Below are 18,379 nucleotides of genomic sequence, written 5' to 3'. Positions count from 1 at the left end.
AGGCGATTGCGATCAGGTCCGCCGTCACGCCGCCGCGCTGCCCGGCCGCCGCGGTGCCCGGTTGAGATTTCCTCATCATGATGGCGGCCGTCGCGCTATCGTTAGCTTGGGTCCGTGTCGCTCTGGGGTGAGAGAGCAGCGCGACCGGTCGAAGGCATCCGGCGTCAGGTATCTGAGATCAGTTGACAGCAGTCTGAATCGGCGCGACCCTTGCGGTGGGTAAGAAAAGGCAACAGCTGAGACGCTGCGAGGACGATTACGTTGGGAGCCCCGATGCCAGTTCAGCCCTCGCGACAAACGACGATCCTCGTTATCAGTGTTGCAGTCCTTGCTGTTGCGATCGGTATCGGCGGACCGGCGCTTCTCGCCCCACCCCCGACGACCGATGGAGACTCGGTCGCCCCGGTCACAGAAACCATGACTCGCTTTGCCATAGCGGGGGACACGGGAACCGGCGCTCCCGCGGTGTTCGCCACAGCAGAACAAATGCGAATGCAGAGTCAGCGCGACTCATACGACGCACTTCTTCTGCTGGGGGATCTCATCTATGACACCGGCGACTCTGCATTGGTCGACGAGCGAATCACAACTCCGTTTGCGTCAATCACCAGTGCCGGAGCCCGGCTCCTCCCTGTCCTCGGTAACCACGACTACCAGGACGGGGAGCAGAAGGAGATCCTCGAAGCGCTGGATCATGACGAGTCGTGGTACACCGAAATGGTGGGATCGGTGAGAGTCATCGTCCTTGACTCGAACCAGGTGGAGAACGACGAGCAGCAGGAATGGCTGCGCAGCACCCTCAGCGAGCGGGTGCCCAAAGGCACCTGGACGATCGTGGCCATGCACCACCCCCCCTACTCCGCCGGTCAGCATGGGTCTGACATGGCTGTTCGGGAGAGATGGTGTCCACTCTTCGCTGAGTTCAAAGTTCCACTCGTCCTGGCTGGACACGACCACGACTACCAGCGCTCCCTACCGCAAGACGGTGTCACCTACATCGTCTCCGGTGCCGGCGCAACGCTCCGCCCGGCTGGAAGAGCGGACTTCACGTCGGTCAGTACCTCCACTCTGCACTACCTCGATCTGCAGGCCGACCGCGAAAAGCTCGTCGGACGGGCCATTGACCAGGAAGGCGGCATCCTGGACACCTTCGCCATCAGCCGCTGAAATCTCCCCGCATCCGCTCCTCTCGCCACGCTGTGCTCGTCACACAAAATGCGCGTTGGCTCTGTGTAGTGCCGGTTCAGCCGGCATCTGAACCGCTGTTCGAGCCCGCCGATCCGGGTCAGGACACGCGGCACTTCGGGACGGTCGAGACTCTGTGGACGCTGAACGACAGGACGTCGGCCGGACGACCTGACGCGGACGAGCAGATCGAATACGCCTGCCCCCGTCACGGCGGTTGATCGTCCGGCTCGGGCCCGCGGAACCCCGACCCGCCGGTCATCTCACCGGATTCTGGTGCTGACCGGTGGAGCGGGGGAGAAGCGACACTGAACTCGGTTAGGTTATGCTTACCTAAGCCCGAAGCAGTACGTCCGCCTCCCGCCGAAGGAATTCCTCAACCATGCTCTCGATCGCCTCTGCTCGCGGTCTTTCCCTCCTCGGCGGCCTTCCCGATGCTGCGGCACTCGTCGTCGAGGGGTCGACGATCCACTACGCCGAACTCTCCCGTCGGGTTCGCGAACGCACCGCCGAACTCGGCGAGACCCGTCGCCTCGTGATGATCGCCGCCTCCAACACGCTGGAGCCCATTGTCACCTACCTGGCCGCACTCGAGGGAGCGCACCCGGTGCTGTTCGTCGCAGACGGTGATGACGAGGCGAGCGTGGCCGCCAGAGCCGCCTTGACCAAGCGGTTCAACCCGGACGTCGTCGCCCACAACGGCCCATCGGGTTGGATCCTCGATGAACGCCACACGGGCAGTCGCCACACCTTTAACCCTGACCTGGCGCTGCTCGCCAGTACGTCTGGGTCGACCGGGTCCCCAAAACTCGTGCGCCTCTCCTTCGACAACCTGCGCAGCAACGCCGCATCCATCGCGGAATATCTGCGCCTCGAACCCGGCGACCGGGCGGCGACCACGTTGCCGCTGCAGTACTGCTACGGACTGTCGGTGGTGAACAGTCACCTACTCTCCGGTGCCAGCGTCATGCTGACCGAGCGGTCGGTCACCGACGAGGAATTCTGGCACGAAGCATCCGCCCATCGGGTCACCTCGTTCGCCGGTGTACCCCACACCTTCGAACTGCTCGAGGCGAGCGGCTTCGCCGATCACCCCGTCCCGAGCCTGCGTTACGTGACCCAGGCGGGCGGGCGCCTTGCTCCCGAAACCGTGCATCGTTTCGCCCGGATCGGCCGGGAACGCGGATTCGAATTTTTCGTCATGTATGGCCAGACGGAGGCCACAGCGCGGATGGCGTACTTGCCTCCTGAGCGGATCGCCACCTCTGCCGGGGCCATCGGCCGACCCATTCCCGGTGGCCGCTTCCGCATCGACGTGCGCGGTACGGATGCTCCGGACGGAAGTCACGGTGAACTCGTCTATCAGGGACCGAATGTGATGCTCGGCTACGCCGAGACACCTGCGGATTTCGAACTCGGTCGCACCGTTCACGAATTGCGGACCGGGGATCTTGCTCGGCGCCGGGATGATGGGCTGTACGAGATCGTCGGTCGGATGAGTCGCTTCGTCAAGATCTTCGGGTTGCGGGTCGACCTCGACCGCGTTGAGCGGCTCCTCGCCGACGAGGGCATCGCCGTACGCGTCGCGAACGCGGATGAACGCCTGCTCCTTTTCGCCACCTCCGATCGCACAGCGCGACGGGCACAGGAACGCGCCGCCGCGCTTCTTGGCTTGCCGGTGCACGCCATCGGCACGTATGCGGTGCAGGAGTTTCCACGAACTTCCAGCGGGAAGCCGGACACCGCGGCGCTTGTGCGGTTCGCCGCACTTCAGGATCGCGCCGCCCCCGTGCAGCGCCAGACGCCCGGTGAGTCGGCGGCTCAGGCGGCCGGAGCGTCGGCGGAAGCGGTCAGCGAGCTCTTCTCGGCCCTGCTCTCCCGCCCTGAGGTAAGCCTGAACGACTCGTTCGCAGGGCTCGGAGGCGATTCGCTGAGCTACATCGAGGTGTCACTTCGGCTTGAGGCGATGCTCGGAACCTTGCCCCGCGACTGGCCGACTCGGTCCGTGCGGGAGTTAGCGGCGTTCGCCACAGAAGCGGCCGACGGTGAATCGATTGCGGTCGCGACGGGGCCGGCGGATGCCGCGCAGACACCCGTCGGTGCGCGCAAGCGTTCCCGTGTTCCCCTTCTCGCGCGCCTCGAAACGCCGGCAGCGCTGCGGGCGGTCGCGATCGTGCTCATCGTCGGCACCCACGCCGACCTGTTCGTGCTGCAAGGTGGTGCGCACCTGCTCCTCGCCGTGGCGGGCTACAACCTGGCCCGCTTCCAACTGGCATCCGTTCCCGGGCTGTCGAGAGTCCGGTCGCTCGGGCGCAGCGCTGCCCAGCTCGCTGTGCCGGCGGTGCTCTGGATCGGCGCGGTAGCGCTCCTGAGCGGCCAGTACCGGCCGACCACGGTGCTGCTCGTGAACAACGTCGTTCCCGGCGACGGACGTTGGAACGACCAGTGGCAGTTCTGGTTCCTCGAGGCGATGCTCTGGACCATCGTGGGACTCGCCGCCTTGTTCGCCATACGCGCCGTTGACCGGCTCGAACGACGATCGCCGTTCGGTTTCGCCCTGGTCGGCTCAGCCATCGCCCTCATCGCGCGCTTCGCGATCGCCGGCCCGCACGCCGAGTATGTCGAGCGCTATACCCTTCCAGTCGTCGTGTGGCTGATCGCGCTGGGTTGGCTCGTCGCGCGCTCCGACACCACCGCCCGGCGTCTTCTGGTGTCGGCAATCGCGGTGGCGAGTTGTCTCGGATTCTTCGGCGATCCACTGCGGGAGGCGATCGTCGCAGGAGGTGTGCTCGCACTGATCTGGATTCCCGCAGTTCGCGTGCCGCAGGTACTGGTGCCCCCCGTTGCCGCAATCGCCGGGGCGTCGATGTTCATCTACCTCACCCATTGGCAGGTGTACCCGCCGTTGGAGCAGAGCGCACCGTGGCTCGGCACACTGCTCTCACTCACGGTCGGGGTGATCGTCTGGCGGGTCTACACGCTGGCGAGTGACCGTGTCGCCGGCGCCGTTGGCAGGATGCGTACGCGCGCGGCGTCGACGCGGGAATCAGAGGCTGAAGGTCACCCCGCCGGGCCCGCCACCGCGGCGGCACCAGCGCACTCGGGTTGACGGATGCCGGCTATTCGTGGCGCGGGTAGAGCACCACACCGCCGTCGACGGTGATCTGCACCTGGCATCCAGCCTGGAACCGTGCCGCCGCGTGCAGCGGCACCCGGTGGGTCGCCTCTGCCGGGAAGCTCCCCCCGCCGAACCGCAGTGTGAGATCGGCGCCCGCACCGGTTGAGCGGATGCTGACCACCGTCGCATTACCGCCGTCGACCGCCGGTGCAAGTCGCACCTGCTCCGGCCGCACCATTGCACGGACCCTGGCGGCGCCACCGCTGCGGTCGTGCCGCACGGGGAGTCGTCCGAACGCGCAATCGACGGCGTCGGTGCCTGCTGAGCGTGCCGACACGAGCATGACGTCGCCGAGGAACTCGGCGACGCGCACATCGATGGGCGCATCGAATACCCCGGTCGGGGCGCCCGCCTGCACAAGCCGGCCACCGGCCAGCACGCCGACCTGCTGGCCGAAGGAGAGGGCCTCATCCCGGTCGTGAGTAACGAGCATGGCGGTCACGCCGCTGCGCTCGAGCATGTCGACCACGGCCTGCCGCGTCTGGGCACGAAGGCCGGTGTCCAGCGCACTGAACGGTTCGTCGAGCAGGATCACCTTCGGCTGCTGTGTCAGGGCCCGAGCAAGGGCGACCCGCTGCTGCTGCCCGCCCGAGAGCTCGTGCGGCATGCGATCAGCCAGAGTCTGGTCGAGTGAGGCCAGCTCCATCAACTCGTGAACGCGCGCAACGTGGCGTGCCCCCCGCGGCATCCCGAAGGCGATGTTGCGCGCGACCGAGAGGTGCGGGAACAAGGCCCCGTCCTGTGCGACGTAGCCGATGCCCCGCCGATGCGCCGGAACCGTCGACCGCGGACCCGCGAGCTCGCGGTCGCCGAGAGCGATGGTCCCGGCGTCAGGTCGTTCGAAACCAGCGATCAGCCGCAGCAGTGTGCTCTTGCCGCTTCCGGACGACCCCACGAGAGCAATCCGGGTGCCTTCAGGCACCTCGAGGGTGACATCGCGGAGCACCCGGGTGGTGCCGAACGATTTTGAGAGGCCGCTGAGGCTCAGGGTCATCGAAGGTTCCGTCCGGTCGCGTGTGCAAACATGAGAGCAACCGCCGGGCACGAGAGGAGCACCAGCACGATCGCGTATGGAGCTGCCGTCGGGTAGTCGAGCGAGGACGCCGCAGACCAGAAGCTCGTCGCGACGGTTCGGGTCCCGGTCGGTGCGAGCAGCAGCGTCGCGGTGAGCTCGTTCGCCGCGCCGAGAGCGACAAGGGCGCCGCCGGCGCACACCGCAGGCACAAGGAGCGGCACGGTCACTCGCAACCGGGCGAGGAGCGGTGCGATCCCCAGCGACCGAGCCGCCTCTTCCAATGACTCAGGTACTTGCGCGAGCCCCGCTCGCAGCGGTACCAGCGCGCGAGGGAGGAAGATGACGACGTAGGCCGCGATCACCGTGAAGGCAGTCTGGTAGAGACCTGGGGCGAACGCCAGTGTCGTCGCGACGAGCGCGAGGGCGACGATGATCGCCGGGAGGCTGCTGGTGAGGAACGCAGCACCCTCGAGCAGGCGCGAGAGCCGCCCGGGGTACCGAACCGACAACCAGGCGAATGCGAGTGCAACGGCGATCGCGCAGACTGCTCCCGCGAGGGAGAGAGCCAAAGTCTGGCCCGTCGCCGATGCGAGGGCTCCCAGGTCGGTGGCGTCGGCTCGGAACAGCCAGCGCACGACACTCGCGAGCGGCACGATGGTCGACGCCGCGACCACACAGACCGCCCCGAAAACCGCGAGCGGGGCAAGACGCCCGAGGGGCAGCCGCACGGGCGGATGCGGCGAACCGCCGCCGACCCTGGCGTACCGTGCGTTGCCCCTGGCGAGGGACTCGACGGTGAGCAGCGCGAAGCACAGCAGCAGCAACACCAGCCCGAGTGCAGCCGCATTGGGCCCGGCGAAGGTCGCCTGATAGGCGACGACGATAGCGGTGGTAAACGTGTCGAACCGCAGGAAGGCGAATGCGCCGTACTCAGCGAGTAGGTGGAGTGCGACGACCAGTCCGCCGCCCAGCACTGCCAGGCGCAGCTGCGGCAACACGACGCGAAAGAAAACCGCCACCGAACCCATGCCGAGCGACCGCGCCGACTCCTCGAGCCCAGGGTCCAACCCGCGGATCGCTGCCAGGGCTGGCAGGTAGACGAGCGGGAAATACGCTGTCACCGCTACGAGCACGCCGCCCCAGAGCCCGCTGATCGATGGCACCGCGCTGGCCCATCCGTAACTGGCGACGAAAGCGGGTATCGCAAGCGGCGCTGCGAACGCCACCGCGAACAGTCGGCGGCCCGGCAGCGCGGTGCGTTCGACGAGCCAGGCGCCGCCGACGCCGAGCACGGCGGATGCCGGCACACCGATCACGACGAGCGACACCGTGTTGACGAGCAACTCACCGACTTTCGGCCGGAAGACCAGTGCCGAGAGCTCATCCCAGCCCATGGCGATCGCAGCCTGCAGAACGAAACCGATCGGCACGAGCGCGCCGAGCGCGAGCACGGCGACAAGCGCGACGAGAGCCGCGGGAGCACGACGCCCGTGCGTCGTGTTCCGCGGTGGCCTTGCGGTCAGTGTGGTCAGAGCAGGCCGGCTTCCGTCATGAGCTCGATGACCTTCGGGCCGTTGAGCGTGGATGGGTCGATCGCTGGTGCGTTCAGACCGTCGAGCGGTGGCAGCTCGGATTTCGCCGCAACGCCGGACGCGACCGGGTACTCGAAGCTGTAGCCATCGCCGAGGATCTTCTGGCCCTGCTCACCGTTGATGAAGGCAAGGAACTGCTGCGCCTCATCGGCGTGCGGCGCGTTCTTGAGCACGCCCCCGCCCGATACGCTCACGAAGGCACCCGGATCCTGATTGCCGAAATAATGCAGTTTCGTGTTGCCGCTGTCTTCAGCAGCGCGGTCCTGATCGCGGTACCAGTAGTAGTGGTAGATGATGCCGACCGGTACCTCACCGGCGTTGACGGCCTTCATGGTGACGATGTTGTTTCGGTACTCGGTGGCATTCGTCGCCATCCCCTCAAGCCATTCGCGCGCGCCGTGCTCACCCTGCGTCTCGACCACTGCTGAGACGATGGCCTGGAAGTCGGCCTTTGCCGGGGCTGCCCCCCAGCGCCCCTTCCACTCCGGCTCGGCAAGGTCAAGGAGCGAGGCGGGCAGCTCGGCCTCAGAGATGAGCTCCGGGTTGTAGACGAGCACTGTCGACCGGGCGGCAATGCCGGTCCACTCGCCGGACACAGGCCGATACTGCTCAGGCACGAGAGCGAGAGTGGCCTCATCGACCGGGGCCAGGAGACCGGCCTGCTCGACGAGAGACATCGCGGGTGAGTTCTCGGTGAGGAACACGTCGGCTTTCGACGCGGACCCCTCCTGAACGAGTTGGTTGCCGAGTTCGCTGTCGTCGCCGTTTCGGAGCACCACCTCGATCCCTGTTTGCTCGGTGAACGCATCCGCCCACTCTGCCGTGAGTTCCTCGTGCTGCGCGTTGTAGACAACGAGAGCGTCGTCCGAGGTCGAGCTGTCCTCTGCACCGGAACCGACAGCGGTGCAACCGGCAAGGAGCAACGCGCCGATCGTGACCGGGGCGAGAAGAGCGAGGCGCGAGCGTGGAAGCATGAGGACCTTTCAGTCCGTTGTGGGAAGGTAAGGCAATCCTAAACCACGGAAAAGCAGAGGTCGTCGACGGGGCAGGCGACCGCGCCATAACAATCGCGAGATTCGCAACCTCGCGACGGGGTCTCCCTCAATTCCTGCAGGAAGTGCCAGACTATAGGCGGCCGGATAAATTCGTTCGACGTCAATCGCCATGAGCGCGCAGGTTGAACGGTACGATCAGGTTGCGGCGCTTGGGGGGACCGCGAGCACGGTCTTCACGTCGAGGGCGAGGTTGCTTTTCGTTCCACACTGGCTTCTCGCTGATGATTTCGACGTGACCTCCGTGACCGGACAGGACAAAGCCAATGATCCACCTGACCATGCCTCTCCGCGACGGGACGCAGATTCCCGTTCCGCGAGCCCCGAGGCGACGAAGGCTCGGCTCTCTCCGATCCCTGCTCGTGATCGTCATCGCCGTGCCCGCTCTGGTCGGAACCGTTGCTGTCCCGGCGCACGGAGCCGGCACCGCACTGCCAGGGGCCGCTGTCGCCGCAAGCGAGAGCCCATCCCAGAACGCCGGCCCCGCAGGCAGAGGCGGCAACTACATGCATGACGCCAACGCCCCCTGGATTCGACCGGTGACCGCAAAAGTCACGTCGCCGTACGGCCCCCGGAGAGTCATCTGCAACACCGTCGGATGCTCGAACACCTTCCACGACGGCGTCGACTTCGGTTCTGCGTGTGGCACTCCGATCAAAGCGATCTCGCCCGGGCGGGTGACGTTCGCCGGCAACGCGGGCTCGTTCGGGGAGCGCGTGATCATCGACCACGGCAGCGGTGTCGAGTCCCTCTACGGCCACGCGCAGACAGGGTCGCTCAACGTCTCGGTCGGCCAACTGGTGAAGGCAGGAACTGCCATCGCGAAGGTCGGTGCGACGGGTGTCGTGACCGGCTGCCATCTCGACCTGAAGATCCGGATCAGCGTTTTCGTCAACCCCGGGCCCTTCCTGGCGGCACGTGGCGTCACTCTCTGACGCCCGCGCCGCGCGGGTGCTCCCGGCCGAGACTCAGAAGCATCCGCCGTCAGTCGTCTGAACCGGTGTCAGACGGCTCCTCCTCCTCAGCATCGCGGCCCAGCAGGCACAGCCCCGCGTATGGTGCCAGCCGTACCGTGAAACTCTGCAGGTCGTCGACCCGCCCGATCTCCTCGCCGGTCGTCGCGTCGTACACGGTGCGACGGGGGGTCAACGCCTCGGATCGAACCGTACCCTCGATCGTCTCGCCGGTGAAGTTGAGAACGGTCACCTGGATCCGGGCGTCTTCCATCGAAGGGTCCCCATCGTCGAGCCGGTGAACCATCACGAGCATCCCCTGGTGGGCGACGTCCGGGATGTCCAGTTGTGTCCCGACATCGATACCGAGCGTCGAACGGATGGAGAGCACGCGGGACACCTGGCTGGCGAAGGAGTCCTCACGACCGAGCTGGTCGGGTAGCGACCCGTAGAGGGAACGCCCGCGTGGCATTCCTGAGCTGGAGGCCACGGCCCCCGTGTCGACGTCCATGAGGTCATGAGCGCCCCGGTGAACCCACCGGGTGTCGCCCTCGGCGATCAGCTCCCGGACCTCGCTCGAGGGCAACGGCAGCATCCCCAGCAGGTCCCACGCCGACAAAGCGAAGACTCCTGGCTGCCACGCGTTGAACATGACGAGCAGAAGATGCGCACGCTGGATGTCGTCGATGTGGTCGTCGGTGATCGAATCGAGGGTCGGCAGACCCTGAGCGGCGGCAATGACGGATGCCGTTGTGCACGCGATCCCGTTCGTGGTGAACACGAGGTTGTAGTCGGCCGCCTCGCCGGTGAGCTTCTCCAGGAGGTCGGCCCGGATGGTTTCGGCCAGTTGCGCCCCGGTCATCTCCTCATCGCGGAACGGGTACAGGTCTGCCCGGTGCAGCGTCGCCCAGTGGACGAGCTCATACGTGAGCTCATCATGGTTCTGCAGGGCGTGCACGAGGCCGACCGGTTGAACTCCGGTTGTCAAGGACGTCCGAAGGGTCAGCCGAAGGAACTCGGTGTCGCCCACCGCGAGGGCGTGCTGATACGCCGGGCGGTTGATGAAGTCATAGGACAGGTCTGCGCCAACGCGACCCGTGTCCCGGATGTCTTCGATCGTGAGGTTGAGCTCCTGGAAGGAGAACCCGCCGACCTTGCGCACCATGCCGGCAATGAGGTGGTTGGCCGCTTCGGACAGCGGATGCCCTTCCGACCAGGCGGGCGTGCCCTCCGCGCTCTTCTCGACACCGAGAAATCCATTCGCGTCAAGCCGCAGGGCGCTGGAGCCCAGGTCGCCGAGGGAGTGCAGTGCATCGCCGATGACCAGCCGCATGCCCGCGAAGGTGGGGTCGAGCCAGTTGATCGACGGCTGCCCCTGCTTGAAGTAGTGCAGGTACACCCAGCGGCGGGTTTTGCCGTCGGCTCCGAGGACAGGCGCCGTCACGCTCCAGTTGGTCTCCTTCGTTCCAGGGGAGTAGAAGATGACCCGCTGCAGCTGACCGATGATGTAGCCGAGATCGGCGAGCCGCTTCTCTGTCGCCGCGTCAAGGTTCACCGAATCCCGGTGGTCTGGCACAGGGGGCAGCTCGTGCCAGTCCTCCTCCGGGATCTCGATCATGTGATAGATCCCGGGGTAATCCTTGTAACCCATCTCGGCGAGGCGGAAGTCGGCCCCCTTGCCGGTGTGCCCAGGAACGATGTCGTCGATGACGCTTCCGCCGTGGCGATCCGCGGCATCCGATACCTGCCGGAATTCGTCATCCGACCCGAATGCCGGGTCGATCTGGGTGCTGATCCGGTCGAAGTGGCCGTCGACGCTCGCCGTACTCGTCCAGCCGGTGATCCCGCCGGCCAGTTTGACCGGCCCGGTGTGCACCGCAGTGATTCCGATCTTCTCGAACGCTTCCCAGAGCGCATCTTCCCCCAGCGCCGCCAGGTAGGACTGCCCTGGGGCGGTGATCAGCGAGATCGGGTATGCCGTGAACCACACGGACGCCGTGCGGATCGCTCGCCTGGCGTCAGGCCGGGCATAGGGGTGCCGCCACATGCTGGGCTGCCCCGAGAGCCCCCTGCCGAGTACTTCGGCATCGCGCAACATCGATTGGCGCGTCAGCCATTCGACATAGGAGGGGTTCGACGCGTCGGCTGACCGGGGATCCGAGAACGAACGGCGGATCTTGCTGGCCCGCAGGTTCGAGCGAGGCCGAAGCCGCTTGGGTCGCGCCGGATAGAGATCCTCGTCATAGGTGATCTCGATCGGCTCGATCTCGGGTTCGTCGGTCATCCTGTCGCGCTCCTCTGTTCCGACCAGCGCGGGAAACGGTCCAAAACTCCCGCACTCGGTAGCACGAGTATGCCCCGGAATGGGAAGCGAACGGTAAAGCAGACGCAACTTTGGTATGTGGGGGCTTTTTGGTGTAACACGGCACACAGATCACCTGAGCGACGGCGCTGCACGGGCCGCATGCCACCCGGGTCAGATCTGGTTCTTGCTGGTGTGTGAGCGAATCGCGGGCCCTGCTCCGACAGAACTTCGCACGTTCCGGCTGCACCGCCGTCCTCGCGGAATCCGCGGAGGACGCGATCGTCGCCGACCGGGAGTTCCGCCCGGACGTCGCCGTGATCGATCTCCTCCTGCCCGGCATGGATGGGGCGACCCTCATCGCCCGACTGCGAGAGGAACACCAGGCTGTGTCGTCGTCGTGACCAACGTGCTCGACCCCACCGAGTTCCCCGATTCTGACGATGTCCTGCCGAAACCATTCGCCCGCGCGCAGGTGGAGCGGGTGCTGGAGAGTTAGAAGGGCAGGGAACGGTGTTCACGCTCCGGTTGCCACAGAACGGGGCGGTTGCCGCTGCGGTCTAGATGTCGAGTGTGTCGCCAGGCACAAGCGGGAAGAACTCGCCGCCGCCTTGCTCGGTCGCCCATTTGATGCGGGCATTGGACATGTCCTTCCCCGCCTTCGAGAGCGTCATCTCGTGGGTGGGGAAGCTCCTTCGCGGTTTCACTGCGAATACGAAGTCCATGACGTCACCGATCTTGAGCCACGGGGCGCCGGCGGGAACTGCGTGGACATCGACGTCGACGCCCTCCGGGACCGTGTAGGAGTCGCCGCCGTAATACAGGGACCCGTTCACGAGGACACCCACGTTGTCGACGACGGGGATGGACTGGTGGATGACCGCATGCTTCTCGCCGAAGAATTGCAGGGTGAACGGCCCCACCTCGACTTCGTCTCCGGCCTTCACGACCTCCACAGGCAGAGCACCGGCCGCCGCCTGGACACCGGCAGGCCCGAAGATCCGAGCATCGGGGTTCTTCGCGAGTATGCGGTCGATCTGTTCGGGGGTCCAGTGGTCCGGGTGCTCATGGGTTATCACGATGGCGACCGTCTGGGCCGCTTCGGTGATCGCTGTGGTGAACGAGCCCGGGTCGAGAAAGAGCTTCTTGCCGGAGTCTTCAAGGATCAGGGACGCATGTTCGAGCTTGGTCAGTCGCATACCCCGAGCTAATACCCTCCGCCCGGTGCTTTCAAGCGGGCGCGCAGGGAAACGGCACTGCCATACTGTGCACCGTGAGCCCGACCCCCCGCCGCATCCTCGTTGCCATCAACCCGGACGCCTCATTCGGCCGCAACCAGAATGCGGGACGGGTGGTCGTTGCAGCGCTTTCGAGCGCCGGATGCGATGTCACAGCTCTCCAGGAATCGAGCGTCGATCTGCTGCGCCTCTCGCTCCGCCGTGCCCTGGCCGAGCGCCCGGACGCGCTGGTCGTCGTCGGGGGAGACGGCATGGTCAGCCTTGCCGTCAACGAACTGGCCGACACCAGGATTCCCCTCGGTATCGTACCCAGCGGCACGGGCAACGACACAGCACGCGGACTCGGGATTCCTCTCGGCGATCCCGCCGCCGCCATCCGGACGCTTCTCGCTGCCCTCGACGCTCCACGCCGGGTCATCGACGTGGGAGTGGTGCGCCACGGGGGCTCAGAGACCAGGTTCGCGGGCATCGTCTCGGCCGGATTCGACGCCCTCGTCAACGAGAGAGCCAACGCCTGGCGCCGACCCCGAGGAAAGAGCAGGTACACCCTCGCCCTGCTCCGTGAACTGATCTCCCTTGCCCCGCGCCGGTACGAGCTGAGCGTCGACGGTACATCGTTCTCAGTCGATGCCGTACTCCTTTCCGTCGCCAACAATGGCTCGTTGGGAGGGGGGATGAGGATCGTCCCCCATGCTCGAGTGGACGACGGCGTCCTCGATCTGTTCACCGTGGCCCCGCTCGGAAGGCTGCGTCTGCTGCGGTTCTTCCCCAAAGTATTCTCCGGAACGCATACGACGCTCGACCTGGTCGCCTTCCGGACACTCCGCACGGTTCGGATCGACGCGCCAGGCATCGTCGCCTACGCGGATGGTGAGCGAATCGGTCCCCTTCCGATTGACATCGAGATCCTCCCAGCGGCCCTCCACGTGCTGATTTGATCGACGTCGATTCGTGTGCCATACTCAAACACGTTGTTTCCGGCCCCATCGTTTAGCGGCCTAGGACACCGCCCTCTCACGGCGGCAGCACGGGTTCAAATCCCGTTGGGGTCACAACTCACACAAACCCTCGCAGCAGGTTCCTGTTGCGAGGGTTTCGTGCATTAACCCGAGGTCGAGGCGCCAGAATCGCCGTTCGGTGAGCGAGCCGCAGCCATCGCCGTGGCGGTCGCGTTTTCCGCAGTATCTGCGCCCGATTGTTGCGAATGTGTGAATCCCGCAATCCAGCGAGAAATCCTCATCTCTGCATGCTCCTGTGCTAATAAAGGAACACACCAAGCGCTTTGGAGCCGCAGCACATGATCTGCGCACGATTTGTGTCCGCACATGCACAGAAGGGGAGACGGATATGGCATCCCCACCCACCAACGCCAGGCGAATCGTGACGGTCACCGCAGCCCGGATGCCGCCCCGGACATCGCCGAGTCGGCGGAGTTCACAACACCTACCCAGTTCACGGTGAAGCTCAAGGAAGGCCTGACCTGGGCCGACGGAAGCGAACTGACCTCACCGGAGCTGAAGTTCTCGTTCGACCGCCAGCTTGCGATCGCCGATCCCGATGGGCCCTCGTCGCTCCTGTACGCCGTCGTCGACATCAAACGCCGGCGTGTCCTCGCCGACCTGCGATCCTCAGAGCCCAGCGCCTGAGCCGGCTCGAATGAACATGGTGTCAGCCCCGGAGAAGCTGGCGCCGCCACGCATCCCCGCGGTGGACATCGCCAGGGGACTCGCCATCCTCGGCATGTTCGTGGCGCATACGATGCCACGGGCGGATGACGGTGAACTCCTTGTGGACGGGCGCTCGTCGATCCTGTTCGCCGCGCTGGCCGGCGTCTCGCTCGGGTTGCTCTCCGGGGGAACCGAGCCGCCGCCGCGAGGAGCCCGATCGGCGATAAGGCGGGTTGTGCTCGTGCGAGCCCTCTTCGTGTTCCTGCTCGGGGTGCTTCTGGCGGCACTCGGCAGCAACATCGCCATCATCCTCGACTATTACGCGGTGATGTTCCTGCTCGTGCTTCCCCTGCTCTTCACCCGACGGGTGATCCTCACCACGGCGGCCGCGGTCTTGCTTTTCGTGGCACCGGCCCTTGCACGACTTATGGATCCCGGGAACCGGCCGCCGGCATCCGCGTTCGATATCGGCCGCGAGTATCTCCTCACCGGGTGGTACCCCGCGCTCGTGTGGTTGCCGATTCTTCTCACCGGCCTGGTTGCCGCCAGGTCTGGGCTCGCACGCCGCCGCACCCAGGTCTGGCTTCTCGCTGGAGGCATCGCAGCCGCGGTCGCCGGGTACGGCAGCAGCATACTGATTCCCGGCGTCAGCGCGGAGGCGCACTCGGGCTCGACGGCAGAGATCCTCGGCTCAGGCGGAACGGCGTTCGCCGTTATCGGGCTGCTCGGTCTTGTGACGACCGCAGGGCGCTTGGGTGACACTGCCCGGGCCGTTCTCTGGCCGCTCGGCGCGGCCGGCGCCCTCGCGCTCACGGTGTACACGGCGCAGATATTCATGTTGGCCATGGTGGCGGGAGCGCAGGAGTCCGGGGGGCCGGAATACCCCGGCTGGCCCCTGCTGATCGGACTCGCCGTTGCCTCCCTGCTCGGGGCGAGCCTGTGGCGATACTTCCTCGGTCGTGGCCCACTCGAAAGGCTGCTGACCGCGTTAGCAGGTAAACGTTGAAGCGTCGGACTACTCGTACTCACCAGCCTCAGCGGCGCGAATCGCCTTCGCAGCCATGACCAAAGCCAGGTGGGAGAACGCCTGCGGCGTGTTCCCGACCTGTCTCCCGTGGATGACGTCGTACTCTTCGCTGAGAAGACCGACATCGTTCGAGAAGCCGACCAGCCGGTCCATCAGCGCGTGAGCCTCCTCCCGTCGTCCGGTGCGGGCATACTGACACACCAGCCAGAATGAGCAGGCGAGGAACGGATGCTCGTCGCCCGGCAGCCCATCGACGCCCGCCTGCGTGCGGTACCGCAACAGCAGGCCGTCCCTCAACAGATCCGACTCGATGGCCGCGACGGTTCCGAGCATCCGAGGTGAATCCGCGCGGCAGTACCCGACATCGACAAGCTGGAGCAGGGAGGCATCCACCTCGGTTGTGCCGTAGTACTGGACATATGTGTTGCGCTCCGTGTCGAAGCCTTCCGTGTCGATTTCCTCACGGATGAGCGCCCGCAGTTCGATCCAGCGGTCGACGGGCCCGTCGAGGCCGAACTCGGTGACCGCCTTGATCGCGCGGTCGAACGCCGCCCACATCATGACGCGGGAGTGGGTGAAGCGGCGGGGGACGCCCCGGATCTCCCAGATTCCCTGGTCGGGCGACTGCCAGTGCGTTTCCATGAAGCTGACGAGCGCACGCTGAAGAGCCCAGGAGGATCCTGTTTCGGCGACGCCGGCGACGCGAGCCTCGTGCAAGGCAACCATCACCTCGCCGATCACATCCGACTGGAACTGAAGCGCCGCGGCGTTGCCGATTCGCACCGGCGTGGAATCGCGATATCCGGGAAACGCAGGAAGCTCCCGTTCGGGCAGGTCGCGTTCGCCGCCGATCCCGTACATGATCTGCACGTCCTTCGGGTCTCCGGCGATGGCCCGGAGCAGCCACAGCCGCCAGCGGTCCACCCCTTCGGTGATGCCGCAGGAGACCAGCGCCGTCACAGCAAGGGACGCGTCGCGTAACCAGACGTAGCGGTAATCCCAGTTGCGGCTTCCGCCGAAGTTCTCCGGAAGCGACGTGGTGGCCGCAGCCACGATGCCGCCGGTCTCCTCGTGAGTGAGCGCTCGCATCACGAGCAACGATCTGGACACCTCGTCGGCGTACGCACCGTGCTGTTCGAGGATCGAAGCCCAGTTGTGCCACCACCGCTCGGTCAGGGCCAGTTGCTCGTCGATGTGGAGCGGGCTGGGTGGTTCCCGGTGGGAGGGGAACCAGGTCATGGTCACGTCGACGGTTTCACCGGCGGGGACGGTGAACGTGCCTGTGTGTTCGTGGTCTCTTGCGAACAGTTCAGGACCGCGCAGGATGACGGCGTCGGGTCCAGCGACGGCGAGGAGCGAGGTTCCGTACTCATCATGGAGCTTCCGCACCCAGGGCATCGCCGCTGAATAACCGAAGCGGATCCGGAGTCGCTGGTGCATCTCGACCCAACCCGAAATGCCTCGGATCCGGCGGACCACGTCGGCACGGTGGTCGCCACGCGGCATCATATCGGTGACTTCGACGACACCGGTCCGCGTCGTCCAGGTGGTGATCAGGGTGAAGCAGTCTCCGTCGTAACGCCGAGTGCTGGTCGCCCGTGCGTCAGACGGCGCGAGTTGCCATCGCCCATGATCCTCTGTGCCGAGCAGGGCACCGAACATCGACGGGGAGTCGTACCTCGGCATGCACAGCCAGTCGATGCTGCCGTCTTTGGCGACCAGTGCCGCCGTGTAACAGTCGCTGATCAGCGCATAGTCTTCGATTCCCATGGCCACGGATTCAGTGTGCCACCTGCTATCACAACATGACCCTCTCCGCGGGAAATGGCCCGGCCGGGTACCTGCGCCGCTGGTGGGTTCCCGTCCGGCAATGAGCGGTCCGTTGATCGGCTAAAGTGAATCCAGCGAAGGGGAGTATCCCTCAGCACGGCATCCGTCAACACGGGTCGCATCGATGAGACCCCGGGCGTCGTGGCACGACCATGTGGTCGATGCGGGAGAGACTTTCGGGGGTTTCACGTACCCACTCTCACTCTCACCGAAAGGATCCGGATGCACCCGGTTCTGCCCCTCTGGTTCGAAATCGGCTCCTATGTCGTGCTCGGCCTCATCCTTCTCGCCGACCTTCTTCTCGTGGTCAAGAGACCCCACATCCCGTCGATGAAGGAATCCACCCTGTGGGTCGTCTTCTACGTCACGCTGGCGCTCGTCTTCGCCGGGCTGATGTTCCTCATCTCCGGCGGCGAGTTCGCCGGCCAGTTCCTCGCGGGCTGGCTCACGGAGTACAGCCTGTCGATCGACAACCTCTTCGTCTTCGTCATCATCATGGCCAGGTTCTCGGTGCCGAAACGTCTGCAGCAGGAAGTGCTGATGGTGGGCATCATCATCGCGCTCATCTTCCGCGGCGTGTTCATCGTGCTCGGCGCGCAGCTGATCGAAAGCTTCAGCTGGGTGTTCTACATCTTCGGTGCCTTCCTCCTCTACACGGCGTGGAAGCAGGCGTTCGGCCACAACGAGGATGCTGAGGACGGCGAAACGGCGCTCATCACCTACATGAAGCGTCACATCAGCGTTTCGCCTGACTACCACGACTCCAAGCTGCGTACGGTGATCGACGGCAAGAAGGTCTGGACCCCGATGCTCATCGTGTTCATCGCGATCGGCACCACCGACGTGATGTTCGCCCTCGACTCGATCCCGGCCATCTTCGGGATCACGCAGAGCCCGTTCATCGTCTTCACGGCCAACATCTTCGCGCTGATGGGTCTCCGCCAGTTGTACTTCATGCTCGGTGGGTTGCTCGAGCGACTCCACTACCTCAAGTACGGCATCGCGTTCATCCTCGCCTTCATCGGTGTGAAGCTCGTGCTTCACGCCATGCACACGAACGAACTCCCGTTCATCAACAACGGCGAGGGCATCCTTTGGGCGCCTGAGATCAACACTTGGACCTCGCTCGCGGTGATCGTCGGCGCGATGATCGTGTCCACCGTCGCGAGCCTGGTCAAGTCCAGCAGGGACGAACGCAAGAAGGAATCCATCTCCATCGGCTGACGGATGCCTGCCTGGCCGCCAGGCAGGCGAACGGTTCAAGAAGAGGCCCTGACTTCAGCAACGCTGGAGTCAGGGCCTTTGCCGTGCGTCCGCGACCCCACCCGGAGCTCGGGCAC

At 65.5% G+C, this 18,379-nt stretch carries 13 protein-coding genes, 1 tRNA gene and 1 pseudogene; 9 read left to right on the top strand and 6 right to left on the bottom strand.

The window, feature by feature from the left end:
- Nucleotides 1-273 precede the first annotated feature (273 nt).
- Both JWP90_RS11855 and JWP90_RS11850 read left to right on the top strand, forming a co-directional pair.
- Nucleotides 274-1,167: a metallophosphoesterase gene (locus tag JWP90_RS11855; protein ID WP_367182721.1), complete on the top strand. Its 894-nt coding sequence runs from the start codon at nucleotides 274-276 to the stop codon at nucleotides 1,165-1,167.
- A 400-nt stretch (nucleotides 1,168-1,567) separates the two neighbouring features.
- Nucleotides 1,568-4,294 carry an AMP-binding protein gene (locus JWP90_RS11850; protein WP_297364338.1) on the top strand — a complete coding sequence of 909 codons (2,727 nt, stop codon included), beginning with the start codon at nucleotides 1,568-1,570 and terminating at the stop codon, nucleotides 4,292-4,294.
- 10 nt (nucleotides 4,295-4,304) lie between these two features.
- On the opposite strand, the gene JWP90_RS11845 is transcribed toward JWP90_RS11850, so the two are convergent.
- The 3 genes from JWP90_RS11845 to JWP90_RS11835 all read right to left on the bottom strand — a co-directional run bounded on the left by JWP90_RS11845 (nucleotide 4,305) and on the right by JWP90_RS11835 (nucleotide 7,944).
- Entirely contained in the window at nucleotides 4,305-5,357 is a 1,053-nt protein-coding gene (locus JWP90_RS11845; RefSeq protein ID WP_297364335.1) for an ABC transporter ATP-binding protein, read from the bottom strand.
- Entirely contained in the window at nucleotides 5,354-6,829 is a 1,476-nt protein-coding gene (locus JWP90_RS11840) for an iron ABC transporter permease (protein ID WP_297364332.1), read from the bottom strand. Before JWP90_RS11840 ends, JWP90_RS11845 begins: the two co-directional genes overlap by 4 nt.
- 77 nt (nucleotides 6,830-6,906) lie before the next feature.
- Complete coding sequence (locus JWP90_RS11835) at nucleotides 6,907-7,944, bottom strand: iron ABC transporter substrate-binding protein (protein WP_297364329.1); 1,038 nt, start codon at nucleotides 7,942-7,944, stop codon at nucleotides 6,907-6,909.
- A gap of 344 nt (nucleotides 7,945-8,288) precedes the next feature.
- Here JWP90_RS11835 and JWP90_RS11830 point away from each other — a divergent pair, with 344 nt between their 5' ends.
- On the top strand, nucleotides 8,289-8,957 hold the full coding sequence (locus JWP90_RS11830; protein WP_297364326.1) for a M23 family metallopeptidase: 669 nt from the start codon (nucleotides 8,289-8,291) through the stop codon (nucleotides 8,955-8,957).
- Nucleotides 8,958-9,006: 49 nt separating this feature from the next.
- On the opposite strand, the gene treS is transcribed toward JWP90_RS11830, so the two are convergent.
- Nucleotides 9,007-11,259 carry a maltose alpha-D-glucosyltransferase gene (treS, locus tag JWP90_RS11825; RefSeq protein WP_297364323.1) on the bottom strand — a complete coding sequence of 751 codons (2,253 nt, stop codon included), beginning with the start codon at nucleotides 11,257-11,259 and terminating at the stop codon, nucleotides 9,007-9,009.
- Between the two features lie 215 nt (nucleotides 11,260-11,474).
- Between treS and JWP90_RS11820 the strand changes: the two genes are divergently transcribed.
- Nucleotides 11,475-11,681, top strand: a complete 207-nt coding sequence (locus JWP90_RS11820; protein WP_297364320.1) for a response regulator — start codon at nucleotides 11,475-11,477, stop codon at nucleotides 11,679-11,681.
- Between the two features lie 156 nt (nucleotides 11,682-11,837).
- On the opposite strand, the gene JWP90_RS11815 is transcribed toward JWP90_RS11820, so the two are convergent.
- Entirely contained in the window at nucleotides 11,838-12,476 is a 639-nt protein-coding gene (locus tag JWP90_RS11815; protein WP_297364317.1) for an MBL fold metallo-hydrolase, read from the bottom strand.
- Between the two features lie 74 nt (nucleotides 12,477-12,550).
- Here JWP90_RS11815 and JWP90_RS11810 point away from each other — a divergent pair, with 74 nt between their 5' ends.
- The 4 genes and pseudogenes from JWP90_RS11810 (at nucleotide 12,551) to JWP90_RS11795 (ending at nucleotide 15,188) form a co-directional block, all read left to right on the top strand.
- Entirely contained in the window at nucleotides 12,551-13,453 is a 903-nt protein-coding gene (locus JWP90_RS11810) for a diacylglycerol kinase family protein (protein ID WP_297364314.1), read from the top strand.
- Nucleotides 13,454-13,494: 41 nt separating this feature from the next.
- Nucleotides 13,495-13,567, top strand: a tRNA-Glu gene (locus JWP90_RS11805).
- Between the two features lie 342 nt (nucleotides 13,568-13,909).
- Nucleotides 13,910-14,095: pseudogene (locus tag JWP90_RS11800) on the top strand (ABC transporter substrate-binding protein); the annotation flags it as partial.
- A 76-nt stretch (nucleotides 14,096-14,171) separates the two neighbouring features.
- Entirely contained in the window at nucleotides 14,172-15,188 is a 1,017-nt protein-coding gene (locus JWP90_RS11795) for a DUF418 domain-containing protein (RefSeq protein WP_297364310.1), read from the top strand.
- 9 nt (nucleotides 15,189-15,197) lie between these two features.
- On the opposite strand, the gene JWP90_RS11790 is transcribed toward JWP90_RS11795, so the two are convergent.
- Entirely contained in the window at nucleotides 15,198-17,081 is a 1,884-nt protein-coding gene (locus JWP90_RS11790) for a glycoside hydrolase family 15 protein (RefSeq protein WP_297364349.1), read from the bottom strand.
- A 180-nt stretch (nucleotides 17,082-17,261) separates the two neighbouring features.
- Here JWP90_RS11790 and JWP90_RS11785 point away from each other — a divergent pair, with 180 nt between their 5' ends.
- The gene (locus JWP90_RS11785) at nucleotides 17,262-18,263 is read left to right on the top strand and encodes a TerC family protein (protein ID WP_297364307.1); all 1,002 of its coding nucleotides are present in this window, start codon (nucleotides 17,262-17,264) and stop codon (nucleotides 18,261-18,263) included.
- Nucleotides 18,264-18,379 lie beyond the last annotated feature (116 nt).

The organism is Mycetocola sp. (assembly GCF_025464835.1).
Lineage (GTDB): Bacteria > Actinomycetota > Actinomycetes > Actinomycetales > Microbacteriaceae > Mycetocola_A.
The sequence above is the reverse complement of the archived record's forward strand: the minus strand, read 5'-3'. Positions and strand labels throughout refer to the sequence as shown.